The organism is Vibrio sp. QJM3NY_21 (assembly GCF_057785975.1).
The window spans coordinates 1,184,248-1,205,771 of sequence record NZ_CM173513.1; the positions used below are offsets into that span (position 1 = coordinate 1,184,248).

General features: G+C 44.3%; 21 protein-coding genes, 1 riboswitch and 1 other annotated feature. Of the genes, 16 read left to right on the top strand and 5 right to left on the bottom strand.

From position 1 onward, the window contains the following. The first annotated feature begins 140 nt into the window (after positions 1 to 140). From bioB to bioD, 4 genes are read left to right on the top strand one after another with little or no spacing between them, the layout of a single operon-like run. Positions 141 to 1,193, top strand: coding sequence for a biotin synthase BioB (bioB, locus tag AC3CID_RS05385; protein ID WP_488527048.1), 1,053 nt, complete (start codon positions 141 to 143; stop codon positions 1,191 to 1,193). Beyond that, entirely contained in the window at positions 1,180 to 2,391 is a 1,212-nt protein-coding gene (gene bioF / locus AC3CID_RS05390) for an 8-amino-7-oxononanoate synthase (RefSeq protein WP_488527049.1), read from the top strand. Before bioB ends, bioF begins: the two co-directional genes overlap by 14 nt. Then, positions 2,392 to 3,195, top strand: a complete 804-nt coding sequence (bioC, locus tag AC3CID_RS05395) for a malonyl-ACP O-methyltransferase BioC (protein WP_054541048.1) — start codon at positions 2,392 to 2,394, stop codon at positions 3,193 to 3,195. Further along, a complete protein-coding gene (gene bioD / locus AC3CID_RS05400) occupies positions 3,192 to 3,875 on the top strand; it encodes a dethiobiotin synthase (protein WP_004734548.1) in 684 nt (227 codons plus the stop codon). The genes bioC and bioD overlap by 4 nt, the downstream gene beginning before the upstream one ends. A 110-nt stretch (positions 3,876 to 3,985) precedes the next feature. Here the strand turns inward: bioD and AC3CID_RS05405 are convergent, their stop codons facing one another. Next, entirely contained in the window at positions 3,986 to 4,153 is a 168-nt protein-coding gene (locus AC3CID_RS05405) for a hypothetical protein (RefSeq protein WP_017078977.1), read from the bottom strand. A 277-nt stretch (positions 4,154 to 4,430) separates the two neighbouring features. Here AC3CID_RS05405 and htpX point away from each other — a divergent pair, with 277 nt between their 5' ends. Beyond that, positions 4,431 to 5,294, top strand: coding sequence for a protease HtpX (htpX, locus tag AC3CID_RS05410; RefSeq protein WP_488527050.1), 864 nt, complete (start codon positions 4,431 to 4,433; stop codon positions 5,292 to 5,294). A 491-nt stretch (positions 5,295 to 5,785) separates the two neighbouring features. Here htpX and purB read toward each other — a convergent pair whose 3' ends face one another. From purB to mnmA, 3 genes are all read right to left on the bottom strand, one after another. Then, complete coding sequence (gene purB, locus AC3CID_RS05415) at positions 5,786 to 7,156, bottom strand: adenylosuccinate lyase (RefSeq protein WP_065103839.1); 1,371 nt, start codon at positions 7,154 to 7,156, stop codon at positions 5,786 to 5,788. Between the two features lie 143 nt (positions 7,157 to 7,299). Then, positions 7,300 to 7,917, bottom strand: coding sequence for a high frequency lysogenization protein HflD (gene hflD, locus AC3CID_RS05420; RefSeq protein ID WP_004734565.1), 618 nt, complete (start codon positions 7,915 to 7,917; stop codon positions 7,300 to 7,302). Between the two features lie 48 nt (positions 7,918 to 7,965). Next, positions 7,966 to 9,102, bottom strand: a complete 1,137-nt coding sequence (gene mnmA / locus AC3CID_RS05425) for a tRNA 2-thiouridine(34) synthase MnmA (RefSeq protein ID WP_065205551.1) — start codon at positions 9,100 to 9,102, stop codon at positions 7,966 to 7,968. Positions 9,103 to 9,305: 203 nt separating this feature from the next. Between mnmA and AC3CID_RS05430 the strand changes: the two genes are divergently transcribed. Together AC3CID_RS05430 and AC3CID_RS05435 are read left to right on the top strand one after the other, a co-directional pair. Further along, positions 9,306 to 9,575, top strand: coding sequence for a hypothetical protein (locus AC3CID_RS05430; protein WP_488527051.1), 270 nt, complete (start codon positions 9,306 to 9,308; stop codon positions 9,573 to 9,575). A gap of 102 nt (positions 9,576 to 9,677) precedes the next feature. Beyond that, positions 9,678 to 10,982, top strand: coding sequence for an inosine/guanosine kinase (locus tag AC3CID_RS05435; RefSeq protein ID WP_004734568.1), 1,305 nt, complete (start codon positions 9,678 to 9,680; stop codon positions 10,980 to 10,982). Positions 10,983 to 11,154: 172 nt separating this feature from the next. Here AC3CID_RS05435 and AC3CID_RS05440 read toward each other — a convergent pair whose 3' ends face one another. After that, entirely contained in the window at positions 11,155 to 11,565 is a 411-nt protein-coding gene (locus AC3CID_RS05440) for an H-NS family histone-like protein (RefSeq protein ID WP_004734569.1), read from the bottom strand. A gap of 364 nt (positions 11,566 to 11,929) precedes the next feature. Beyond that, positions 11,930 to 12,107, top strand: a riboswitch (Lysine riboswitch). A gap of 112 nt (positions 12,108 to 12,219) precedes the next feature. Here AC3CID_RS05440 and AC3CID_RS05445 point away from each other — a divergent pair. The 9 genes from AC3CID_RS05445 (at position 12,220) to hisIE (ending at position 21,498) form a co-directional block, all read left to right on the top strand. Further along, a complete protein-coding gene (locus AC3CID_RS05445) occupies positions 12,220 to 13,812 on the top strand; it encodes a Na+/H+ antiporter NhaC family protein (protein WP_102557357.1) in 1,593 nt (530 codons plus the stop codon). 189 nt (positions 13,813 to 14,001) lie between these two features. After that, positions 14,002 to 14,137 (top strand) — a sequence feature (His leader region). A gap of 53 nt (positions 14,138 to 14,190) precedes the next feature. After that, positions 14,191 to 15,087 carry an ATP phosphoribosyltransferase gene (gene hisG, locus AC3CID_RS05450; protein ID WP_065205548.1) on the top strand — a complete coding sequence of 299 codons (897 nt, stop codon included), beginning with the start codon at positions 14,191 to 14,193 and terminating at the stop codon, positions 15,085 to 15,087. Continuing rightward, complete coding sequence (hisD, locus tag AC3CID_RS05455; protein WP_488527052.1) at positions 15,087 to 16,406, top strand: histidinol dehydrogenase; 1,320 nt, start codon at positions 15,087 to 15,089, stop codon at positions 16,404 to 16,406. Before hisG ends, hisD begins: the two co-directional genes overlap by 1 nt. A gap of 9 nt (positions 16,407 to 16,415) precedes the next feature. Continuing rightward, the gene (gene hisC, locus AC3CID_RS05460) at positions 16,416 to 17,456 is read left to right on the top strand and encodes a histidinol-phosphate transaminase (protein ID WP_017086080.1); all 1,041 of its coding nucleotides are present in this window, start codon (positions 16,416 to 16,418) and stop codon (positions 17,454 to 17,456) included. 131 nt (positions 17,457 to 17,587) lie between these two features. Further along, entirely contained in the window at positions 17,588 to 18,676 is a 1,089-nt protein-coding gene (gene hisB, locus AC3CID_RS05465) for a bifunctional histidinol-phosphatase/imidazoleglycerol-phosphate dehydratase HisB (protein ID WP_004734574.1), read from the top strand. Positions 18,677 to 18,700: 24 nt separating this feature from the next. Further along, the gene (gene hisH, locus AC3CID_RS05470) at positions 18,701 to 19,315 is read left to right on the top strand and encodes an imidazole glycerol phosphate synthase subunit HisH (RefSeq protein WP_004734575.1); all 615 of its coding nucleotides are present in this window, start codon (positions 18,701 to 18,703) and stop codon (positions 19,313 to 19,315) included. Between the two features lie 43 nt (positions 19,316 to 19,358). Further along, positions 19,359 to 20,096, top strand: a complete 738-nt coding sequence (gene hisA, locus AC3CID_RS05475) for a 1-(5-phosphoribosyl)-5-[(5-phosphoribosylamino)methylideneamino]imidazole-4-carboxamide isomerase (RefSeq protein ID WP_012604374.1) — start codon at positions 19,359 to 19,361, stop codon at positions 20,094 to 20,096. After that, the gene (gene hisF / locus AC3CID_RS05480; RefSeq protein WP_004734577.1) at positions 20,078 to 20,851 is read left to right on the top strand and encodes an imidazole glycerol phosphate synthase subunit HisF; all 774 of its coding nucleotides are present in this window, start codon (positions 20,078 to 20,080) and stop codon (positions 20,849 to 20,851) included. Before hisA ends, hisF begins: the two co-directional genes overlap by 19 nt. Continuing rightward, positions 20,848 to 21,498, top strand: a complete 651-nt coding sequence (hisIE, locus tag AC3CID_RS05485) for a bifunctional phosphoribosyl-AMP cyclohydrolase/phosphoribosyl-ATP diphosphatase HisIE (protein WP_004734578.1) — start codon at positions 20,848 to 20,850, stop codon at positions 21,496 to 21,498. Before hisF ends, hisIE begins: the two co-directional genes overlap by 4 nt. Positions 21,499 to 21,524: the final 26 nt, after the last annotated feature.

The following is a 21,524-nucleotide window of genomic DNA, read 5'->3' on the forward strand; positions in this document are numbered from 1 at the left end:
GCGGTTAAAAAACAACCAGATGTAAACTTTTGATATTATCAATGTATTGACAGTCTAAAGCTTGTCGGTAGACTAGCCAAGCATAAATGCAATCTCTATTAATAGAGATGCAACATCAAATAATAAAAAAGGATCGACACGTGGAAGTTCGTCATGACTGGACAGTTGCTGAAGTAACAGCACTGCTTGAAAAACCGTTTATGGATTTAATGTTTGAAGCTCAAGTTGTTCATAGACGGTACCAAGAGCAAAACCACGTGCAAGTGAGTACGCTTTTATCGATAAAGACTGGTGCTTGTCCTGAAGATTGTAAGTACTGTCCTCAAAGTGCTCACTACCGAACGGATGTCGACAAAGAACGCTTAATGGAAGTTGAGCGTGTTTTGGATGCTGCGCTAAAAGCTAAGAATGCGGGCTCAACTCGCTTTTGTATGGGCGCTGCATGGAAAAACCCGAAAGAGCGCGATATGCCTCACCTAACTGACATGATCAAAGGTGTGAAAGGCATGGGTCTAGAAACGTGTATGACACTGGGTATGCTAACGCCAGATCAAGCAGGTGAGTTAGCGGACGCAGGTTTGGATTACTACAACCACAACCTTGATACGTCTCCTGAATTCTACGGCAGTATTATTACCACTCGTACTTACCAAGATCGTTTAGATACCTTATCTCACGTGCGTGATGCCGGTATGAAGATCTGTTCTGGTGGTATTATTGGTATGGGCGAAAGCACCAATGACCGTGCAGGTCTACTTGTCGAGCTAGCCAACCTTCCAGTACACCCTGAAAGTGTGCCAATCAACATGCTCGTAAAAGTGAAAGGCACACCGATGGAAAACGTCGATGATGTTGAATCTTTCGACTTTATTAAGTTGATTGCGATTGCTCGCATCATGATGCCAATGTCTGCGGTTCGTCTATCTGCAGGTCGTGAGAACATGAATGAACAGATGCAAGCGATGTGTTTCATGGCGGGTGCAAATTCTATCTTCTACGGCTGTAAGCTACTGACTACGCCAAACCCAGACGAAGACACGGATATGCAGTTGTTTAAGAAGCTGGGTATCAATAGCCAACAGGTGGCTCAAAAGCCTGACGAAATTCAAGAAAATGAACTGTTAGATCAAGTGGTGGAGCGCGTTGCTGCTCGTCCAACGAAAGATGACATGTTCTACGATGCCACTTTTTAAATCTCGCATCAAAAGTGCCCTTGCTCATCGTCGTGAGCAAGGGTTAACTCGTCAACTTAAGGTACTCGAAAACAGTAATAGCCCTTTGCTTAATAGTGAAGGTTCTCGCTTTATTAACTTTTCGAGTAATGATTACCTAGGCTTGGCAAACGATCCTGAACTGGTCGATGCATGGCAAACCGGACTTTCCCAATATGGTGCTGGCAGTGCGGCATCGCCATTGGTCACAGGTTTTAGTCCTGCTCATCGAAATTTAGAGGTTCAGTTGTGTGAATGGCTTGGCTTTGAACGCGCCATTCTCTTTAGTTCTGGTTTCAGTGCTAACCAAGCCTTGTTGTTTTCTCTGCTCGAGAAAGACGATTCTCTACTGCAAGACAAACTTAACCACGCCTCCTTGATGGAAGCGGGGATACTTTCACCTGCAACCATGAAACGCTTTAAGCACAACGACACGCAACACCTCGATTCTTTACTAAGCCGCTCTCCACAATCGTTAGTCGTGACTGAAGGTGTGTTTAGCATGGATGGCGACGAAGCGCCTCTTAGTCAGATATTTAACCTGACTAATCGATACGATAGTTGGTTGGCGGTTGATGATGCCCACGGTATTGGCGTATTAGGTGATAAAGGGGCTGGGAGCTGCAGTGCGGCACAAATCTCACCTGATATCTTGGTGGTGACTTTTGGTAAAGCATTTGGCCTTTCTGGTGCTGCGATTCTTTGTTCGTCAGAGGTGGGTGACTACTTAACTCAGTTTGCTCGTCATCATGTGTATTCGACAGCGATGCCACCTTCACAAGCGGTGGCTTTGTCTCATGCGTGTAAGATGATTCAGACGCAAGAGTGGCGTCGTGAGAAGTTGACAGAACTTGGCGCCCTTTATGCTGAGCAGGTGAGTGGCGTGAAAGGCTTTATTGATACTCAGACGCCGATCAAGCCATTTTTAATCGGCGAAGCCCAAGCTGCACTATCTATTGCTGAAGAGTTAAAGCGCAATCAAGTTTGGGTAACGGCAATAAGGCCACCAACGGTGCCTATTGGGACTGCTCGTTTACGAATTACGTTAACGGCCAATCACAGTCAGGAACAGATTCTTCAGTTAACTGACTCGTTGCTTCAAGCAATAGAGCGAAGCAACGACTCTGAAAGCCAACCAAGCATAGAATCAAGCTTTGAATTAAAGAAAGAGGCTCAGTAAATGTCACAAGAAGCAGTAGTGCATAATTACGTAGGCCAAGATAAGAGTGCTATTGCCGAAGCCTTCGGTAAAGCAGCGACAACGTATGACAAACACGCTGAATTTCAGCGCGATGTCGGCCACCGACTCCTAGACAAGCTACCGAGAGACCTCTCTGGCTTAAAGGTCCTTGATTTAGGTTGTGGCACTGGCTACTTCTCTGAACAGATGGTGAAGCGCGGTGCTGAAGTGGTGTGTGCTGATCTTTCTGTTGGAATGTTAGAAAGGGCAGAGCAGCGCTGTGGTGCATCGGTTTCTTTATATCAACAAGCCGATGCCGAACAATTGCCGTTTGAAGATGGGTGTTTTGACATCGTTTTTTCAAGCTTAGCGTTGCAATGGTGTGATGATTTATCCTCACCTTTAAAAGAGATGAAGCGCGTTGTAGCGGTTGGCGGACGTGTAATTTTCTCAACTTTGCTTGATGGGTCACTGTTTGAACTGGAAAAATCATGGTCCAAAATTGACGCACATCAACACGTTAACCATTTTATTACAATCAATCAGGTAAAAATTGCGTTAGCGCAATCTAGCTGTACTGCTCATCAACTAGACTTGCCCACCATCACCGTTTGGTACGACACTGCGTTTGAACTGATGCGCGACCTTAAAGGTATCGGCGCTAATCACGTAAGTGGTCGCTCACAAGGTTTAACAAGTCGCCGCATGTTGCAGCTTGTTGAACGGGAATATCGAGAGTTTAAAAACCATCAAGGTTTCTTACCAGCAACATATCAAGTTTGTTTAGGGGTTATTCAATTATGATTGATGCATTATTCATTGCAGGTACGGATACCGAAGTGGGAAAAACTGTGGTTTCAAAAGCGATTCTTCAAGCTTTGGCCGCACAGGATTTATCAACAATTGGTTATAAACCAGTTGCTGCAGGGTGTGAACAATACCCAGAAGGGTTACGTAACAGTGATGCATTGCACCTTCAGGAAGCTGCGACGCAAGATGTTGCTTACGAAGACGTTAACCCGTATGCATTGTTGCTACCATCATCGCCTCACATCGCGGCAAAGCATGACGGTGTCGTGGTTGATGAAGCGGTATTATCAGCGAAGCTAGAAGAGCATAAGCAAAACTCTGACATCGTTTTAGTTGAAGGTGCTGGTGGTTGGCGTGTACCCGTTTCAGATGACGAATATTTATCTAGTTGGGTTAAGAAAGAGCAGCTTCCAGTTGTCCTGACTGTTGGTATTAAGCTGGGTTGTTTGAGCCACGCTCTGTTAACTGCTGAAGCGATTCGTGCAGATGGTCTAAACCTAGTAGGTTGGGTAGCGAACCGCATTAATCCAGGCACTGAACATTATGCTGATATTATTGCGATGCTTGAAGACAAGCTAGGTGCGCCGAAGTTAGGTGAAATCCCTTACGTACCAAGAGCAAAGTCTAAGAACATTGGTAAGTACATTGATGTGCAGCCTTTGCTTGCGCTTTGATTCTCACCTTGTGTACTAAATAAGAAAAGGGCTGCGATTGCAGCCCTTTTGCTATGTTAAGCCTTTAGACCATACGTTTGTAAAAACGGGTCTTTTGAACAAGTTTGGGATTAATGTTCTTTTGTCAGTCCCATTAATGCTTGTTGCGTTTCTGTGATTTTTGTCTGTGCCGTTTGTGGTGTTAGGATCCCAATCTGCTTTTTTGCTTCTTCTTCAGTAATCCCTAGGTGACAGCACAGTAAATCGATAGCCATTTGAGTGTTAGTACCTTCAACCATGATCCTTCCCTTTTTGTACATGGACTAGCCAATAAATCATCTGAGGTCACTGTAAACGGATTGTTATATCGACACCATACGACTTAGGTCTAATAGACTGTGATTAACTCATCTACAATCTCGTAATCAAATGTTGCAATTTAATGCTTAACCTTGTTTTCTTAATCTAAGACTATATGTATAAGTAAGTATAAGTCTTCAAGGTTGGAATCTATTGCTGTCTGCCTTGTCTATAACAATAAGTTTTATAAAAACAGCTTTCATGCGGAGATAAGTAATGAAGCGAGTAATGTTGTTCCTTGCTACCAACCTTGCGGTTGTATTGGTACTAAGTGTTGTTCTTAATATTGTATATGCAGTCACAGGTATGCAACCAGGAAGCCTTTCAGGCTTGTTGTTAATGGCTGCGGTGTTTGGTTTTGGCGGCTCATTCATCTCATTAATGATGTCAAAGAAAATGGCGCTACGCTCAGTAGGCGGCATGGTAATTGAAAGCCCACGTAACGAAACAGAACATTGGTTGATGGAGACGGTAAACCGTCAATCTCAACAAGTTGGTATTGGTATGCCAACAGTGGCGATCTACGACTCGCCTGACATCAACGCATTCGCGACAGGTGCTAAGCGTGACGATTCATTGGTCGCAGTATCAACAGGCCTGCTGCACAACATGACGCGTGATGAAGCTGAAGCAGTATTAGCGCATGAAGTGAGCCACATCGCGAACGGTGATATGGTGACCATGACGTTAATGCAAGGTGTAGTGAACACGTTCGTTATCTTCCTATCTCGTTTCATCGCCAACATTGTTGCGTCGAATGACAACGAAGAAGAGGGTGGCAGCAACATGATGGTGTACTTCGGTGTGTCTATGGTGTTGGAATTGGTATTTGGTTTCTTAGCAAGCTTCATTACGATGTGGTACAGCCGTCATCGTGAATTCCATGCCGATGCAGGTGCAGCGAACCTAGTGGGTAAAGAGAAGATGATTGCAGCGCTAGAGCGTCTAAAGGTGAGCCATGAGCCACAACTAGAAGGTTCTATGATGGCATTTGGTATCAATGGTAAGAAGTCTCTAACAGAGCTTCTAATGAGCCACCCACCGCTAGATAAGCGTATTGCGTCTTTACGTAACATGTAATTTCTAGCACAAGCTGCTGTCGGTAAGCGGCAATATGTATTCTAAAGGCTTCCTTCGGGAGGTCTTTTTTGATCTTGGCGTTTAATACAGTAATACCAATTACAGTAAGTAAGTGTTCAGAAATAGCGCAGGAAAAAGGCTTGAGAACAAGGCGGCTCTTTTCAACAAGAAGTTTCGATAAGTAGTTATTCTACAATCAAAAATTATAACGCAGTTATCGAGCGTTTTAACCAGTTAGGGTCACCAGTTATTTACTACGATTGGTATCAGTATTCGAGGGGGATGTGTCTGGTGATAGAGGGTTACTGGTGATGAAGCGTTACGATATGGAATGGATTATATCGAACGGATTGAGATGAGTAGGGCAATGATACTGTGTTGCTTTGTATTATTTTGCTGACGACTCTTGTGCTCAATACACTTTGTTCCGTTCAACAAAAAGGCTTCCACATGGGAAGCCTTAGTCTATTCTGTGATTCGAATTTCGAATTCTACAGCTTGTCAGTTAGCTCGATTGCTTGACCGATGTAGTTCGCTGGCGTCATCTCTTTTAGACGTACTTTCTCGTCTTCAGGGATTTCAAGACCATCGATGAATGCACGCATGCCTTCGCCATCTACACGTTTACCACGAGTTAGCTCTTTTAGCTTCTCGTATGGCTTCTCGATGCCGTAACGACGCATTACTGTTTGTACTGGTTCAGCCAATACTTCCCAGTTCTTGTCTAGTTCAGCAAGTAGCGCAGCACGGTTAACTTCAAGCTTGCTAATACCTTTCAGAGTCGAAGTGTATGCAATGATTGCGTAGCCAACACCAACACCTAAGTTACGAAGAACTGTAGAGTCAGTAAGGTCACGCTGCCAGCGAGAAACTGGAAGTTTTTGTGCTAGGTGGCTAAATACTGCGTTCGCTAAACCAAGGTTGCCTTCAGAGTTTTCGAAGTCAATTGGGTTAACTTTATGCGGCATTGTAGAAGAACCGATTTCGCCAGCAATAGTCTTCTGCTTGAAGTGACCAAGAGCGATGTAGCCCCAAACGTCACGGTCGAAGTCAAGAAGGATAGTGTTGAAACGAGCAACAGCATCAAACAGCTCTGCGATGTAATCGTGAGGTTCGATTTGAGTTGTGTACGGGTTCCAAGTTACGCCAAGAGATTCAGTGATGAACTCTTCGCTGAACTGGTGCCATTCAACTTCTGGGTATGCAGAAAGGTGTGCGTTGTAGTTACCTACAGCACCGTTGATTTTCGCTAGGATTTCAACGTTTTCGATTTGCTTGTATTGACGTTCCATACGGTACGCAACGTTAGCCATCTCTTTACCCATAGTAGAAGGAGAAGCAGGCTGACCGTGTGTACGAGACAGTAATGGAATATCACGGTACTCGTTCGCAAGTGCTTTGATAGCATCAATTACGTTACGGATTTCTGGAAGAATCACTGTGTCACGAGCTTCTTTAAGCATAAGCGCGTGAGAGGTGTTGTTGATGTCTTCAGAAGTACATGCAAAGTGAATAAATTCGTTTACAGCGTGAAGTTCAGGAACGCCAGCAACTTTCTCTTTCAAGAAGTACTCAACCGCTTTAACGTCGTGGTTAGTCGTGCGCTCGATCTCTTTGATACGTAGAGCATCTTCTTCACTGAAGTTAGCTGCTAGTTCATCAAGAAACTGGTTAGCTTCTGCACTGAACGCTGGTACTTCTTTGATTGCATCTGTAGCTGCAAGCTTTTGTAACCAACGAACTTCAACGATAGAGCGGTACTTTAGTAGGCCAAACTCACTAAAGATGCTGCGTAATGCAACAGTCTTGCTTCCGTAACGGCCGTCTACTGGTGAAACAGCAGTCAATGCTGACAGTTCCATGGTGTTCTCCTGAATTGAGTTTTCTAAATTTTGAGAGGTTTATACCAGTAACAATCTCAATTGTCACGCATATTGCGCAATCGTTTGCGTGAGGATTGTATTGGTACAAAAAACAAGCTCGCGACGAGGCGCGAGCTAGTAAATTACATGCGAGCTAGCAGGATTTGAGCCTGCTCGATCATTTTTTTGCGACCGAAGATAAGGTGGCGACGTTTGCCGCCAACTTGACGCCATAACACAGCGCTTCGAATTCCTGATAGCAGCAGAGCACGAACCTTATGCTGGCTCGATGTCTGTTGAAGTACTGCTGGCGTACCAGAAACCTGAATACGAGGGCCAATAGGGCTCACTACATCTAAGTAGATGCTCGCAAGGTTGCTGATCATTTGCTCGTCAAACAGATCGAAGTGCTCAGTTTGACGCTCTGCAGTTTGAATACGATCGCCAAGCTGTGACATAGAGTCATTGCGAGCAGATAGTTTGCGTTCAAGCGCCATCAAGCTGATGATGTAGCGAGTAATGTCGCTACCAGCGGGAGTACTGTCGATACCTTTTACTAAGCACTCAAGGCCTAGCTTCAGGTTTGCCTCACGGCCAAATACACCCACAGTGTTCGCTGGGTTAGTATTTAAAATGGCATTGAGTGAAGCTTCGAAGGCATCTTTATCACAACGGCCGTCTTTCGCTACTTGTTGAACCAAAGCCACAGCTTGGCAAATTCCAGCGAAAGCAATAGTACGGTCATAAAGTGTATTAGCCACGTAGTAACTCCTAGTTGTTTTCTATCGTTTGTTGTTCGTTCGATTAGATTAGATGCGCTTTTCGATGATACCACCACCAAGACAGACTTCATCTAGGTAGAATACTGCCGATTGACCTGGGGTCACCGCAATTTGTGGTTCGTCAAAAATAACCTTAATGTTCTCATCATCAATTGGGATGATTGTACAAGGAATATCAGTCTGACGGTAACGTGTTTTTACCGTGCATGTCATAACTTCAGTAATTGGTGTGCGATTTACCCAATGAAGCTGAGAAGCGATCAAACCTTCTGATTTTAAAAGAGGGTGGTCTTTACCTTGTACCGCGATCAGAACATTACGCTTAAGGTCTTTTTCACCAACAAACCATGGGTCTTCATTACCGCCACCGCCTTTGGTGCCACCGATATGCAGGCCTTTACGTTGACCTAGCGTGTGGTACATCAAACCTTGGTGTTGACCAATAACTTGGCCTTCAGGTGTCTCGATGTTACCTGGTTGAGCCGGTAGATATTTGCCAAGGAATTCTGTGAACTTACGCTCACCAATAAAGCAGATACCTGTTGAGTCTTTTTTCTTCGCTGTGATCAAGTCTTGCTCTTCAGCAATGCGTCGCACTTCAGGCTTCTCTAACTCACCAACTGGGAATAGGCTGCGTGCCACTTGATCTGAACTTAGCGTGTATAGGAAATAGCTTTGGTCTTTGTTGCCGTCTAAGCCACGCAGCATTTCTGGTTTTACGCCAACATCGAGCTCTTCTTGTGTTGGGAAAGTACGACGAACATAGTGACCCATCGCGATGTAGTCTGCGTCTAATACTTCATCCGCAAACTCTAAGAATGCTTTGAATTTGATTTCTTTGTTACAAAGGATATCTGGGTTCGGTGTACGACCCGCTTTGTATTCTTCAAGAAAGTACTCGAATACATTATCCCAGTACTCTGCTGCAAAGTTGATAGTGTGAAGGTGGATACCTAGTTTGTCACATACCGCTTGAGCATCAGCAAGGTCTTCAGCTGCCGTGCAGTATTCTTCGTTATCGTCTTCTTCCCAGTTTTTCATGAAAAGGCCTTCTACCTGATAGCCTTGTTGCTGAAGAAGATACGCCGATACTGACGAATCTACACCGCCGGACATACCGACAATTACTTTCTTTTCGCTGTTTCCAGAGCTGATATCTGACATGTCTAAACACCGTTACTATTACTTGGTCGCAGATTCTAACAGAAAGAGAAACACCGCGACAGATCCGAGACCGGAATCACAGTTTCATTTGCACAAATATTGCGCTGAATTCGTTAGAGAATCGCATGAACGCGAGGAGACTCGCTAGGATGTCAGATCTATATGTGGCATAGTCGCTCGAAATCCAAGACCTGAGATGAAAAATGTCTGAACAAAATGAGTTTATGCAAGAAGAACAGTTGATCGAGATTATCGAGAACCAAATTGAAGATGGCCAACCTGTGAAAGTGAAAGAGACGCTGATGCGTTTAATGATGACAGGTACTCCTCGTGAAGAGGCGATTGCGGCTATGGCATGTGCACTGGCTATTGAAGTATTTGATGTAATGAAAAACGGCGCTGAGTTTAATCAAAAACGTTACGCCGAGCATTTGGGTATGCTACCTGACTTAAGCTTTATGGAAGGCGAATAAAAAAATAGCCTAGCAAACGTTTGCTATAGTTTGAAAGATTGCCGCGTTAAATATAGCGCGGTAGAATCCGCCACCTATTTCCCCTTGACTTAGACTAGCCTTATGAAATTCCCTGGACAACGTAAATCAAAGCACTATTTTCCGGTTCACGCTCGTGATCCTTTAGTAAGCCAAGCTCAAACTAGCAAAAGAATGTCACGTACTCATATTATCGGTATTGACCAAACTTTGGTGGATATTGAAGCGAAAGTGAGTTCTGAGCTAATCGAAAAATACGGGCTAAGTAAGGGACACTCACTGGTTATTGGTGATGAAGCTGCTGAATCCTTGTATCAAGAATTAAAAGAACAGTGCCTGATCACCAATGAATACGCTGGTGGCACTATTGGTAATACATTGCACAACTATTCAGTACTTGCGGATGACCGTTCAACGCTATTGGGTGTAATGAGCCAAGATATTAAAATTGGTAGTTACGGTTACCGCTATTTATGTAATACATCAAGCAGAATGGATCTGAACCATTTACAAGGGGTAGATGGCGCAATTGGTCGCTGCTTTGCATTAATTACAGAAGATGGTGAACGTACTTTCGCAATTAGCGAAGGACAAATGAACCAATTAAAACCAGAAAGCATCCCTGAGAAAATTTTCAAAAGTGCTTCTGCTTTAGTATTAACGGCATATTTAGTTCGTTGTAAACCAGGTGACCCTATGCCTGAAGCAACAATGAAAGCGATCGAATACGCGAAGAAATACGATGTGCCTGTTGTTTTAACACTTGGTACTAAATTCGTTATTCAAGATGATCCAGAGTTTTGGAAAGATTTCCTTGAACAGCACGTAACCGTTGTTGCAATGAATGAAGACGAAGCAGAAGCCTTAACAGGTGAAAGCGATCCTCTTGCTGCTTCAGACAAAGCATTAGAGTGGGTAGACTTGGTTCTGTGTACAGCAGGCCCTGTTGGCTTATTCATGGCGGGTTATACTGAAGACGCGGTGAAGCGTGAAACTTCATTGCCGTTGTTACCAGGCTCGATTGCAGAATTTAACCGCTATGAGTTTAGCCGTCCTGCACATAAAGAGTTATGTGACAACCCAACGAAAATCTATTCGCATATCGCGCCTTACATGGGTGGTCCAGAAAAGATCAAGAATACTAATGGTGCAGGGGATGCGGCGCTGTCGGCTTTATTACATGATATGGCAGCAAATAAATATCATAAAGAAAATGTACCGAATTCTAGCAAGCACCAACATGCATTTTTAACGTATTCATCTTTCTCACAAGTTTGTAAATATTCAAACCGTGCAAGTTATGAAGTGTTGGTTCAGCACTCTCCTCGCTTGTCTCGCGGCCTTCCTGAAAGAGAAGACAGTCTAGAAGAAGCATACTGGGAAAGATAAGATATTTTTATCTTTTTCATTTATATTTCTAATAGTGAAATATAAAAAAGGCTCCGAAAGGAGCCTTTTTTGTTTCTGAATATATTGAAGCCGTAAATAATACTTTAGTCGACTTAATATTAATTCTATTGCTTAGTGTTTTATTGATTATTCACTTAGCAAACAGGATGCCTTAAAGAGCAAACTCTTCTAGAGATTTACCAGCATCTAGTTGTTCTTGGATAGCTGAAGGCGTACGGCCTTGACCTGTCCAAGTTTTCTCGTCGCCGTTTGCGTCTACGTATTTGTATTTCGCTGGGCGAGGAGCACGTTTAGCTTTAGTTGTTTTAGATTTTGCTTCACCAGAAAGTGCAGCAATAAGATCTGCAACATCAATTCCGTCTTTTGCAATTTGTTCAGCAATAGCAGAAAGCTTAGCTTCTTGTTCTGCTTTAGCAGCGCGTTCTTCAGCTTCAGACTCTTGACGCTCTTGTACAACAATAGTCAGCTTGTCTAGCGCTTCTTCAAGTTGCTCAAGAGTTAATTCACGTGAGAACGCACGAAGGCTGCGGATATTTAATAGTGTTTTTGTTAATTCAGACATGATATTTCCCATCAAGGTAAACTAAATAATCCTCCTAATAATAAACAGTGCCTAGGAATAAAACAAATAGTATTTCTTGTATTGGTTATTTAAATATAAAAGTGAGATGAATAGTTGAAAAAGAAACGACTCACTTTTGATGAATTTATAATAATTATTAAGATTATCTTAAAAATCGATATGTGACTGGTGGAGTAATTGCTATATGTAGACTATTTTTTTATTGATTAGTTCATTAACAAAAAGACATTTTTGTCGGAATGATATGTTGCATTGTTGCTCTTGATGGGTACAATTGCGGCTACCTGATGCGATGCTTTGGTTAATTTGTTGTTAAACTCTGGTTTGCACAGTTAATAATGTTATCGCACGTAGAGGCGCAATTATAAAAAGTAGTTTTCGTTGGGGTGATGCCAATGAACGGGAATGAAAGGTGTAATTGCCGAAGTAAATTGTATATCTAAACAATTTGCTGGGGTTGTGCTCAATAGGTACAACACTGCCATAGTCTTAATTTTAAACTATGGAGCGCTACTGTAGGGTTGGGTGAAGTGTTCACTTCCCTTTCGCTTAGTTCAACATGAGCTTGATAAACCGTATCAAGTTTGTCTGCAGTAGATCTCTAGCCAAATAAAAAACTGGTTTTTGAAGATCATGAATTTAATAGATTTTGCAACATCGCCTTTATCGCTGCTTCCTCCTTTGGTTGCATTGACTCTAGCTATTGTTACCCGCCGTGTATTGGTTTCCTTAGGTGTTGGTATCGTTATGGGTGCGATTCTACTTGCTGACTACTCAGTAGGTAACGCAGCTAGTTACGTGTTCACTAAAGCATCTGGTGTTTTCATCGAAGATGGTGGCATTAACACTTGGAACATGAGCATCATCGCATTCCTAATTATTCTCGGAATGACAACTGCATTACTCACACTATCTGGTGGTACTCGCGCATTCGCTGAGTGGGCACAGTCTCGTGTGAAGAGCAAACGTGGTTCAAAACTACTTGCTGCCTTCTTAGGCGTATTCATCTTTGTCGATGATTACTTCAACAGCTTAGCGGTAGGTGCTATCTCTCGTCCTGTAACAGACCGCTTCTACGTATCTCGCGCTAAGCTAGCTTATATTCTAGATTCTACCGCTGCTCCAATGTGTGTGATTATGCCGGCTTCTAGTTGGGGTGCTTACATCATCACTATTATTGGTGGCATCTTAGTGACACACGGTGTGACTGAGTATTCTGCACTGGGTGCTTACGTTCGTCTTATCCCAATGAACTTCTACGCTGTGTTCGCACTATTAATGGTATTTGCCGTTGCATGGTTCGGTCTAGACGTTGGTAAGATGCGTGAACATGAGATCGAAGCCTCTCAAGGTCGTGGCTTTGAAGGCGACAACGATCAAAAGCAAGCTCACGATCTAAACGAAGAGCTAGACATTCAAGAGAGCGAAAACGGTTCTGTCTCTGATCTTGTTATGCCAATCGTATCGCTAATCGTAGCAACAGTTGCTGCTATGCTTTACACCGGTGGCCAAGCGCTGACTGCTGACGGTCAAGCATTTAACTTGCTTGGTGCGTTCGAAAATACAGATGTAGGTAAGTCTCTTGTTTACGGTGGCGTTCTAGGTCTGCTTGTTGCGCTAGCGACAGTGTTTAAGCAAAAGCTACCAATGTCTGATATCGCAAGAACAATGTGGATCGGTGCTAGCTCTATGTTTGGCGCTATCCTGATTCTTGTGTTCGCTTGGACTATCGGTTCTGTCATCGGTGACATGAAAACAGGTTCGTACCTATCATCTCTAGCAACTGGCAACATTGATTACCACTGGCTACCCGTTATTTTGTTCCTTCTTGCTGGCCTAATGGCGTTCTCGACAGGTACATCATGGGGTACGTTCGGTATCATGCTACCTATCGCGGGTGACATGGCTGCAGCCTCTGACATCGCGCTAATTCTGCCTATGTTAAGTGCGGTTCTTGCCGGTTCTGTATTTGGTGACCACTGTTCTCCAATCTCAGACACAACGATTCTGTCTTCTACCGGTGCTCGTTGTAACCACATTGACCACGTATCGACTCAGCTTCCTTATGCGCTGTCTGTGGCGTTCGTATCGTGTATCGGCTTCATCACTCTAGGTATGACATCATCAACTGGCATCGCGTTCGGCGCAGCGTCTCTAACGTTTGTGGCAGTATGTTTTGCATTGGCTTATTTCTCACGTTGTAAAATGTCGACGTGCAAAAGCTAATCATCACTTGATTGAATAATGAAAAGGGAGGCGTTTGCCTCCCTTTTTTTGTGCTCGTTAATTTAATTTTAAATTTCGTGAAAAAAGTTCGAATAAATGGTTGAAAAAGGGTGTCAGCTTAGTTAGTGTGGATACAAGACAGCAAACAACCTAAGAGCCGATAAGTATGCGTAAATTAGTAATGAACATTCATCACCATCATCACCCTATCTAGTCTTTCGGGGAGATTTACGTATACCCGGGAGCAAGAATTCTCCCGGAGGTTAAGTCAAAGAATTTAGATTTAAACCCTCGGGACGACAAAGTCTTCCGAGGGTTTTTTAGTTTTAGCACTTTTAAATAATCAATAAATTCAAATATTTGCACAGGGATACAGCAATGCAGACACAACGCCTAAGAATCGCAATTCAAAAGAAAGGTCGCTTAAGTAAAGAGTGCCAAGATCTACTTAAAAAATGTGGTGTTAAATTTAACATCATGGGTGAGCAGTTAGTTGTTCATTCACTAAATATGCCAATCGACTTGTTACTGGTTCGTGATGATGACATCCCAGGTCTTATCATGGACGGTGTAGTTGACCTAGGTTTCATTGGCGAGAATGAACTAGAAGAAGTTCGCCTAGACCGTATCGCTCTAAACGAGCCATCGCAATTCAGCACTCTACGCCGCTTAGATTTCGGTGGTTGCCGCCTTTCTATCGCTATCAACAAAGATCAAGAATACAACGGCCCACAAGATCTTGCGGGTAAACGTATTGCGACAACCTACCCACAACTACTTAAAGCCTACATGGACGAGCAGGGTGTTGAATTCAGCACTTGTATGCTAACAGGTTCGGTTGAAGTTGCTCCTCGTGCAGGTCTAGCTGACGCTATCGCAGATTTGGTTTCTACAGGCGCTACGCTAGAAGCGAACGGCCTGAAAGAAACGGAAGTTATCTTCCAATCTAAAGCAACTCTGATTCAACGCACTGGCGAATTTGATGCAGACAAAATAGCATTGATTGAAAAACTACTGACTCGTATGCAGGGTGTTCAACAAGCGAAAGAGTCTAAGTACATCATGCTTCACGCGCCAACGTCTCAGCTAGAGCAAATCAAAGCGCTATTACCTGGAGCTGAAGATCCTACTGTTCTTCCTCTATCTACAGACAAAGACAAAGTTGCCGTTCACCTAGTAAGTACTGAGAACTTGTTCTGGGAAACTATGGAACAGCTGAAGGAGTTGGGTGCAAGCTCGATTCTAGTATTACCAATCGAAAAAATGATGGGGTAGTGACGATGAGAACCGTTGTTTGGCAATCTTTAAGTGAATCACAGCAAGACTCGGTACTAGAGCGTCCAGCTATTACTGAAGGTGCAAACATCACTGCGACTGTTTCTGATGTTATTGCAAAAGTACGAAATGAAGGCGATACCGCACTTAAAGAGCTGACTGAAAAGTTCGATCGTGTGACTCCAGAATCCATTCGAGTCAGCTCGACTGAGATTGAAGAGGCATGTGCTCGTTTAACACCAGAAATGAAGCAAGCGTTAGAGCAAGCTTATAGCAATATTGCTAAGTTTCACGAAGCTCAGAAGCCGCAGCCAATTAAGGTTGAAACACAGCCAGGCGTTGTGTGTGAGCAAGTGACACGCGCTATTAATACTGTTGGGCTTTATATTCCGGGTGGCAGCGCGCCACTTCCGTCAACGGTTCTTATGTTAGGTGTACCCGCTCAAATCGCGGGTTGCCGCAAGGTTGTGCTTTGTTCACCTCCGCCAATCGCAGATGAAATCTTGTATGTCGCTAATCTTTGTAAAATCGATGAGGTTTACAATGTAGGTGGTGGTCAAGCCGTTGCTGCCATGGCTTACGGTACGGAGAGTGTCTCTAAAGTAGATAAAATTTTCGGTCCTGGTAATGCGTACGTAACGGAAGCTAAGCGCCAAGTGAGTAACGACTTCCGTGGTTCTGCGATTGATATGCCGGCAGGCCCATCGGAGGTGATGGTGATTGCAGACGAAACTGCGGATGCTGACTTCATTGCTGCGGATTTACTGAGCCAAGCTGAACACGGCCCAGATTCACAGGTTGTATTAGTAACACCATCGCCAGTTATTGCCGACCAAGTAACCGATGCGGTTCAGAAGCAACTGAAAGAACTGTCTCGTGCGAACATCGCTCAGCAAGCATTGGCTTCAAGCCTAATCATCATTGCTGAATCGATCACTCAAGCGATTGCGATTTCGAACTTCTACGGCCCGGAACACTTGATTGTTCAGACCAAGAATCCACGTGAACTGCTGCCATTGCTAGATAATGCAGGTTCAATTTTCCTTGGTGATTGGTCTCCTGAATCCGCGGGTGATTACGCTTCTGGTACAAACCACGTGTTACCGACTTACGGCTACACCAAAACCTATTCAAGTTTAGGTTTGGCTGATTTCTCTAAGCGCATGACGGTACAAGAGTTAACGGCTGATGGCTTGAAAGGTCTAGCGCCAACGGTAGTCACAATGGCGGAAGCCGAAGGTTTGGATGCGCACAAACGTGCTGTGACTATCCGAGTTGAAAAATTAAATCGATTTGAAAAGTTAAATAAAGCGAAATAAGGGTAGGGCATGGAAAAGTTAGCAAGAAAACAAGTTCAGGCTCTGACACCTTACTTGTCTGCAAGACGCATTGGTGGCAGCGGAGATGTGTGGTTAAACGCTAACGAGTCTCCGTTTGATAACGAGTACAACCTAAACTTGTCTCGTCTTAATCGCTACAGCGAGTGCCAGCCTAAAGAGCTGATCGATGCTTACGCTCAATATGCAGGCGTGAAATCAGAGCAAACGCTGACCACTCGTGGCGCTGACGAAGGTATCGAACTTTTGATTCGAGCTTTCTGCGAGCCGAACGAAGATTCGATTCTGTACTGCCCTCCGACTTACGGTATGTATGCTATCAGTGCCGAGACGATTGGTGTTGAGCGCAAGGTTGTGCCTTTAACGGCTGAATGGCAATTGGATCTTCCTGCTATTGAAGCTCAACTAGACAACGTGAAAGTAGTGTTTGTTTGTAGCCCAAACAACCCAACGGGTAACTTAGTTGATCGCAAAGACATCATCAAACTGCTTGAAATGACGCAAGACAAAGCGATTGTGGTGATGGATGAAGCGTATATCGATTTCTGTCCAGAAGCGTCAACTGTTGACTTGCTTGAGCAATACCCGAACCTTGCGATTCTGCGTACCTTGTCGAAAGCTTTTGCTCTGGCGGGTTTACGTTGTGGCTTTACGCTGGCGAACAAAGCGCTTATCGATGTACTGTTGAAAGTGATTGCGCCTTACCCGGTTCCAATTCCAGTTGCTGACATTGCCGTTCAAGCGCTTTCTGAACAAGGGCTTGCGCGAGCGAAGTTCCAAGTTCTGGATTTAAGTGCTAACCGAGCGTATTTGCAAGCTGGTTTGTTGGGTATGCCTCAAGTGACGGTATTTGATGGTTGGGGTAACTATCTGCTGGTCAAATTCCCGAACGGCGATGAGTTGTTTAAAGCGGCATGGGACACGGGCATCATCTTGCGTAATTCGCCAATTGAAGACTGTGTTCGTATTAGTATTGGTAACCGCGAAGAGTGCGAAAAGACACTTGGATTCATTCGTAACTTTTTTCAGTAACGAAAGGCTTACCATTAATAACATTTGTCAGTCTGAGTTGATTAAAAACAGACTGGCAAATGAAACCAATATTTTGGGTTAGCGTTTGATTTTAGCTAGGCCAGCAGATTTAAAATTAAAAGGAAGTTCAAGTGAGTAAACAACAGAAAATACTTTTTATAGACCGTGATGGCACCTTAATTGTTGAGCCGCCAGTCGACTTTCAAGTAGACCGTTTAGACAAACTAAAATTCGAACCGCTAGTGATCCCTAGCCTACTGGCATTGCAAGATGCGGGTTACCGTTTAGTGATGGTGACTAACCAAGATGGTCTAGGCACAGATAGCTACCCACAAGAAGAGTTCGATGCTCCACACAATATGATGATGGAGTTCTTTGAGTCTCAAGGCGTTAAGTTTGACGATGTGCTTATTTGCCCTCACTTTGACGAAGACAACTGCTCTTGCCGTAAGCCTAAACTGGGTATGGTTAAAGAATACCTACAAGGCGGCAAAGTCGACTTCCAACACTCTGTTGTGATTGGCGATCGAATGACGGATCTTCAACTTGCTGAGAACATGGCAATTCGTGGTATCCAATACGGCCCGGATGCAGAAACGGAAGGCACACTCAACTGGCCACAGATCGTTAAAGATTTAACGGTTAATGCTCGTGTTGCTGAAGTGGTTCGTACAACGAAAGAAACTGACATTAAGGTAGCCGTAAACCTTGATGAAACCGGTGGTAACAAGATCGATACTGGCATGGGTTTCTTCGATCACATGCTTGATCAAATCGCGACACACGGCGGTTTCCAAATGAACCTGACTGTGAAGGGCGACCTACACATTGATGATCACCACACAATCGAAGACACCGCTCTCGCTTTAGGCCAAGCACTTAAAGATGCATTAGGTGATAAACGTGGTATCGGCCGTTTCGGTTTCAGCCTGCCTATGGATGAGTGCTTAGCTCAGTGTGCTCTAGACCTATCTGGTCGTCCGTACCTAAAATTTGATGCTAAGTTTAGCCGCGAGCAAGTGGGTGACCTTTCTACGGAGATGGTGGTTCACTTCTTCCGTTCTTTAACCGATACACTGGCTTGTACATTGCATCTTTCTTCAGCTGGTAATAATGATCACCACATTATTGAGAGCCTGTTTAAAGCGTTTGGTCGTACTCTTCGCCAAGCAATCAAAGTTGAAGGTAATGAATTACCAAGCAGCAAAGGCGTTCTGTAAGGTTAACGTTAGCAAGGAAAAACAATGAAAGATCAAAAAGTTGTTATTATTGATACTGGTTGTGCCAACGTTTCCTCAGTGAAGTTTGCGATTGAACGTCTGGGCTACGCAGTTGAAATTTCGAAAGAACCAAAAGTTGTTCTAGCTGCGGACAAGCTGTTCCTACCCGGTGTAGGTACAGCAAGTGAGGCAATGAAGAACCTGCAAGAGCGTGACCTTGTTAGTCTTGTGAAGCAAGTAGAGAAGCCTCTGCTGGGTATCTGTTTAGGTATGCAGCTGTTAGGCAAACTGTCTCAAGAGAAAGGCCAAAAAGCTGACGAGTTAGTTGAATGCTTAGGATTGTGTGATGGTGAAGTTCGTTTACTTGAAACGGGTGATTTGCCATTACCACACATGGGTTGGAACACAGTTACCGCGACACCTAACCACCCTTTATTCAAAGACATTGAAGAGGGCGAGTACTTCTACTTTGTACACAGCTTCGCAATGCCAGTGGGTGACTACACAATTGCACAATGTGATTACGGAAATCCGTTCACTGCGGCAGTGCAAAGTGGCAATTATTATGGTGTTCAATTCCACCCAGAGCGATCTTCGAAAGCTGGCTCTAAGCTGATTCAGAACTTCTTGGAATTGTAATAAGGATTAGGCAGCGGCTACCGTTGCCAGATAAGGAATGTAAATGATTATTCCCGCGTTAGATTTAATTGAAGGCCAAGTTGTTCGCTTATTTCAAGGGGACTACGGGCAAGTAACAGAATACAAAGTCGATCCAGCAGAGCAGTTCAATCTGTATCACCAAGCTGGCGCAGGTTGGCTTCACCTTGTTGACTTAACGGGTGCAAAAGACACAACCGCTCGTCAACTTGACCTCATCGCCAAGCTACTTGCTAGTACGCCTGCCAATATCCAAATTGGTGGTGGCGTTCGTAATGAACAAGATGTCGTTGATCTGCTAGAAGCTGGCGCACAGCGCGTTGTGGTTGGTTCTACGGCAGTTAAGCAACCTGAGTTGGTTAAAGGTTGGATGGAGAAATACGGCGCTGAAAAAATCGTGCTGGCTCTGGACATCAATATTGACGAAAGCGGCACACGTAAAGTCGCGATTTCAGGTTGGCAAGAAGATTCAGGTGTGACGATTGAAGCGCTGATTGAAGACTACCTCACGGTTGGCCTTAAACACGTTCTGTGTACCGATATTTCACGTGATGGCACGCTAGAAGGATCAAACGTAGAGCTTTACGTTGATCTTTGTAAGCAGTACCCACAAGTACAATTCCAATCATCGGGCGGCATTGGCAGCTTAGCTGATATTGAAGCGCTTAAAGGCAGCGGTGTTGCTGGTGTGATTGTTGGTCGCGCACTGCTTGATGGCAAGTTCACAGCAGAGGAGGCATTTGCATGTTGGCAAAGCGAATAATCCCCTGTTTGGATGTCCGTGATGGGCAAGTGGTTAAGGGCGTTCAATTCCGCAACCACGAAATTATTGGTGACATTGTTCCGCTAGCACAACGCTACGCAGAAGAGGGCGCTGATGAATTAGTATTTTACGATATCACCGCATCAAGTGATGGCCGTGTGGTCGATAAAAGCTGGGTGAAACGCGTAGCAGAAGTGATTGATATTCCTTTCTGTGTGGCTGGTGGTATTAAGTCCGCGGAAGATGCAGCACGCATTCTTGAGTTTGGTGCAGATAAAGTATCAATCAACTCGCCTGCATTGGCTAACCCACAGCTGATCACTGACCTAGCTGATAAATTTGGCGTGCAGTGTATCGTTGTCGGTATCGATTCATACTTCGATAAAGAGACGGGTAAATATCAGGTTTACCAATTCACAGGCGATGAAGCGCGTACCAAAGCAACCAAGTGGGAAACCAAAGATTGGGTGCAGGAAGTACAGAAGCGTGGCGCAGGTGAGATTGTGTTGAACATGATGAACCAAGATGGCGTTCGCAACGGCTATGATATCGACCAGTTAAACATGGTACGTTCAGTGTGTAATGTACCCCTGATTGCATCAGGTGGCGCTGGTGCGATGGAGCACTTTGCTGAAGCCTATAAAAAAACCAACGTGGACGGAGCACTTGCGGCTTCGGTATTCCACAAGCAAGTCATCAATATTGGTGAACTTAAACAGTATTTGAAACAACAAGATGTAGAGGTGCGACTATGAGTTTTGAACCCGTAAGCTTATCAAAAACAGAAGTAGGCGCATTGTCAGAGCGTATTGATTGGGAAAAAGTAGATGGCTTAGTGCCGGCTATTGTTCAAGATTACCAATCTAGCCAAGTGCTGATGATGGGATACATGAACCCAGCAGCGCTCGAGAAAACAGGCGAAACTGGCCAAGTGACGTTTTTCTCTCGCACTAAAGAGCGCCTTTGGACCAAAGGTGAAACGTCGGGTAACGTATTGCAACTGCAAAACATGTCATTGGATTGTGACAACGACACCTTGCTGGTTAAGGTTAATCCCATTGGCCCAACGTGCCACACAGGTACAACAACGTGTTGGGATGGCGACAAGCAAGAAGAAACACAGATGGTGTGGCTTCATCAGCTTGAGCAGCTACTGGCTGCCCGCAAGGACGCAGACCCTGAGTCTTCTTATACTGCCAGTCTATATGCCCGTGGCACCAAGCGTATTTCGCAAAAAGTGGGCGAAGAAGGCGTTGAAGTCGCGCTTGCGGCGACGTCGGGCGATAAGGCGGAGTTAGTGTGTGAATCTGCGGATTTGATTTACCACTTGATGGTTCTTCTTCAAGACCAAGGCTTATCGATGAACGACGTGGTAAATAAACTAAAAGAGCGCCATAAGTAAGCCCTCTTTAGATTAATAAAACCACG